This window comes from Mesorhizobium sp. M5C.F.Ca.IN.020.29.1.1, from assembly GCF_003997375.1.
In the GTDB taxonomy this organism is placed as follows: Bacteria; Pseudomonadota; Alphaproteobacteria; order Rhizobiales; family Rhizobiaceae; genus Mesorhizobium; species Mesorhizobium wenxiniae.
Map to the genome: position 1 here is coordinate 1 of NZ_RZSW01000543.1, position 4,172 is coordinate 4,172.

3 protein-coding genes and 1 pseudogene are annotated in these 4,172 nt (G+C 62.9%); 3 read left to right on the plus strand and 1 reads right to left on the minus strand.

Translation table 11 applies throughout. From position 1 onward, the window contains the following. Together EOA85_RS29170 and rarD are read left to right on the plus strand one after the other, a co-directional pair. Positions 1 to 919, plus strand: a 919-nt coding sequence (locus EOA85_RS29170; RefSeq protein ID WP_281033796.1) for an alpha-isopropylmalate synthase regulatory domain-containing protein, incomplete at its 5' end; no start/stop codon positions are given. 83 nt (positions 920 to 1,002) lie between these two features. Continuing rightward, the gene (gene rarD, locus EOA85_RS29175; RefSeq protein WP_127212067.1) at positions 1,003 to 1,938 is read left to right on the plus strand and encodes an EamA family transporter RarD; all 936 of its coding nucleotides are present in this window, start codon (positions 1,003 to 1,005) and stop codon (positions 1,936 to 1,938) included. On the opposite strand, the pseudogene EOA85_RS39980 reads toward rarD, so the two are convergent. Next, positions 1,913 to 2,913, minus strand: a pseudogene (locus EOA85_RS39980) (transporter). The gene rarD and the pseudogene EOA85_RS39980 sit on opposite strands and share 26 nt — an antisense overlap. Before the next feature lie 207 nt (positions 2,914 to 3,120). On the opposite strand from EOA85_RS39980, the gene EOA85_RS29185 reads away from it, so the two are divergent. After that, positions 3,121 to 4,172 (plus strand): sorbosone dehydrogenase family protein (locus EOA85_RS29185; protein ID WP_164759954.1); only part of this gene is annotated, 1,052 nt, incomplete at its 3' end.

The window sequence follows — 4,172 nt, forward strand, 5'->3', positions numbered from 1 at the left end:
GAACGGCATCGGCGAGCGCTGCGGCAACGCCAATCTGATCTCGATCGTGCCGACGCTGGCGCTGAAGCCGGCCTTTTCCAACCGCTTCGAGACAGGCATTTCGGCCGAAGCGTTGGCCGGAATATCGCGCCTTTCCCGGGCCTTTGACGAATTGCTGAACCGCGCGCCGGAAGCGCAGGCGCCCTATGTCGGCGCTTCCGCCTTCGCCACCAAGGCCGGCATCCATGCCTCGGCGCTGGCCAAGGAGCCGGCCACCTACGAGCATGTGCCGCCGGAAGCAGTTGGCAACCGCCGCCGCGTCATGGTCTCGGACCAGGGCGGCAAGGCCAATTTCCTCGCCGAGTTGAAGCGGCGTGGCATCGACATGCCGAAAGACGACCACCGGCTCGACGCACTGATCGCTGTGGTCAAGGAGCGCGAGGCCGAAGGCTATGCCTATGAGGGCGCCGATGCCAGCTTCGAGCTTCTGGCGCGCAAGATGCTGCACGGCCTGCCGGAATTCTTCAGCGTCACCTCGTTTCGCTGCATGGTCGAGCGCCGCTTCGACGCCAACGGCCAGCTGAAGACGGTCTCAGAGGCGATCGTCAAGGTGATGGTCGACGGCGAGGAGAAGATGTCGGTGGCCGAAGGACACGGCCCGGTCAATGCGCTCGACATCGCGCTGCGCAAGGATCTCGGAAAATTCCAGAACGAGATCGCCGACCTCGAACTTGCCGACTTCAAGGTGCGTATCCTCAATGGTGGCACCGAGGCGATCACCCGCGTGCTGATCGAATCGCATGACGCAACCGGCGCCCGCTGGTGGACGGTCGGCGTCTCAGAAAACATCATCGACGCCTCGTTCCAGGCGCTGATGGATTCGATCGTCTACAAGCTGATGAAGAACCGCGAGATGGCCGGGCTGGTCGCGGCGGAGTAGGATTGAACCATCAGCGAAAGTCCATTGATCCATCAGAACTTTGCGATGGTCTTGGCCCGGGGGCTGGCGCATAGCGTTGGGCCATGCCCACGCAAGCAATCCAGCTCGAAGCAGACTCAAAGGCCCGGCGTGGCTTTCTGTTGGCCCTGGGCGCCTATCTCCTGTGGGGGTTGCTGCCCTTCTATATGAAGGCGGTTGCGCATCTGCCGCTGGCCGAAGTCATTGCGCACCGCATCGTCTGGTCGGTGCCGATTGCCGCCGCCGTTTTGGTCTGGGCCGGCCGCACCGCGGACTTCAAGGCCGCAATCCGTTCGCCGCGCATCATTTCGATGGCGGCGCTGACGGCGGCGCTGATTTCGGTTAACTGGGGCATCTATGTCTGGGCGATCGCGGTCGACCGTACCATCGAGACCGCGCTTGGCTATTACATCAACCCGCTTGTCAGCGTCGTTGTCGGTGCGCTGCTGCTTGGCGAGCGGCTCGACAGGCTGCAAATCGCGGCGGTGCTGCTGGCGGCCATCGCGGTCGCGGTGCTGACGATCGACGCCGGCAAGCTGCCCTGGGTGTCGCTGGTGCTGGCGTTTTCCTTTGCTGCCTATGCTTTCTTCCGCAAGACGCTGCCGATCGGTCCGAGCCAGGGCTTTCTGCTCGAAGTGCTGCTGCTGTCCGTGCCGGCGCTCGGCTACATCATCTACCTCGCAGCCAGCGGACAGGATCATTTCGTGTCCGGCTCCCTGAGCGACGCCGCACTGCTGATCGGCTGCGGCCCGGTCACCGCCATACCGCTGCTGCTGTTTGCCTTCGGGGCCAAGCTGTTGCGTCTCTCCACCATCGGCATCATGCAGTATATCGCGCCGACCATTGTGTTCCTGATCGCCGTGCTGATTTTCGGCGAACCCTTCGGCAGCACCCAGGCCATCGCCTTCGGCCTGATCTGGACGGCGCTGGCGATCTACTCCTGGTCGATGTTTTCTTCGGCGCGCAAGGCCGGCGCTACACCCCGCGCCCCAGCCGCCTGACGAACAGATAGACGACCGCCGCGACGACCAGCGATATCGCCGACGCCACCCAGAAGCCCATCGGCGTGTCGACCAGCGGCAGCCCGCCGACATTCATGCCGAACAGGCCGGAGATGATCGTCATCGGCAACAGCACCGCGGTCATCACCGACAGCATGTAGAGTAACTGGTTCGACTGCGTCGTTAGCTTGGCCATCAGCTCGTCCTGCAGGAGCCGGGCACGTGCCTGCAATTGCTCGCCGTCATGATGCAATGTATGGGCGCGGTGCGAAAGCCGTGCCGCCATGTCGTTGATTTTATCAGGCAATCGTTGCGATGCGAATGGTCGAGATGGCGGAACAGGCTGGTCAGCGACGCCATCTGCCGATGGATCACCACCAGTTGCCGGCGCGCATCGACCAGCGCCTGCCGCTCATTGTGCCATGCGTCGCAGACGATGCGGTCCTCGATGCCGTCGAGCGTGTCGCCAAGGCCACCGAGTTCCGTCGCCATGCCGTCAAGCGACTGGCCCATCACAGCCTCGATCAGCTCTGCCGGAGAGCGGAACTTGCGCGAACCGTTGTCGATCGCCTTGCGGATATTGTCGACCGACCGTAGCGGTTGCTTGCGCCCGCCGATCAGCATCGTGTCGTTGAAGGCGAAACGGAAATGGCCGAGCCCGCGCGCCTCCGCCGAATAGTCGTGGCGCAGGTCCGGCAGGTCGCCGTAGAGCCAGTCGCCATCGAGGTCGATGTGGCAGCCATGGCCGGCCGTCAGGAAGGCATCGCGCACCGGTGGCGGCAAAGCCGGCTCGGTGGCAATCTCATGGCGGGCGCGCATGTCGGAAAGCTGGTAGCTGCGCCAGGTCCAGTGTGTGCCGGCCGGGTCTTTGGTTCGCGCGCCTTCGGCGGTGAAGTGATAGACGAAGAACAGCCCGTGCTCGTCGGGCAGATAAGGCGATAGGTCGGTGCCTTCCGGGTTGAGCGTGATGTTCATGGTCGCGTCGCCAGTCTCGAATACGCCGCCGCGCGGCGGCGACCAGACTGTGATCACTAGCACGGGCGAACCGGTTTCGTGTGACGGTTTTGACTGTCATCCGAGGCGCGCCTACGACGCCGCTGTTTGGGAGGCAATCTGGAATAATACGCCGTTGACTTGCGTTTACGCAAAGAGCACCACGTAAATCCATGTGGAGGACGTCCGATGCATGCCGGCTTCCCACGAAGCGTAGTCATAGCGGTATTGGGAGTCGTCATGGCGAGCTGCGCTGGCCTTTCGGCGCAGAAAACGGGGGCAATAACCGGCTATGGCCCCAACCCCACTTTACCGAAACCAAGACCGACGCTGATCCCGACCGTCAACATCGCCGAGGCGAAGGGCTGGCAGAAAGGTGGCATGCCAACCCCGGCTCGGGGGCTGATGGTGAACGCCTTCGCCACCGGCCTCGACCATCCGCGCTGGCTGCACGTGCTTCCGAACGGCGACGTGCTGATCGCCGAAACCAATGCTCCTGCCAAGCATGACGAAGGCTTCAGCCTTAGAAAGGTCTTCATGGACCTTGCTATGAAGCGCGCCGGGGCCGCGACCAAAAGCGCCAACCGTATCACGCTCCTGCGCGACACCAATGGCGACGGCATTGCCGATGTGCGCAGGACGTTCGCGGAAGGCCTCAATTCACCCTTCGGTATGACGCTGTCCAAAGGCAAGCTCTTTGTCGCAAATACCGACGCGCTCGTCTCTTTCCCCTACTCCAATGGCCAGACCCGAGTCACAACGCCGCCGGAAAAGATCGTCGACTTGCCGGCTGGAGATCTCAACCATCATTGGACCAAGGACGTGATCGCAAGTCCGGATGGACGCAAGCTCTATGTCACCGTCGGCTCCAACAGCAATGTTGGAGAAAACGGCATGGCCGCGGAGAGGAACCGCGCCGCCGTCCTTGAAGTGGACCGGTCGACCCGCCGCACCCGGGTCTTCGCGTCAGGGCTGCGCAACCCGAACGGGCTGTCCTGGAACCCTGAAACTGGCGAGCTTTGGGTCGCCGTGAACGAGCGGGACGAGATCGGCGACGATCTCGTCCCGGATTACATGACCTCGGTTCGTGACGGCGCTTTTTACGGCTGGCCCTACAGCTATTTCGGGCAGAACATCGACGAACGCGTCAAGCCGCAGCGCCACGATCTCGTGGCGAAGGCGGTAAAGCCCGATTATGCGCTGGGTTCCCATACCGCCTCGCTGGGACTGACCTTCTCCAA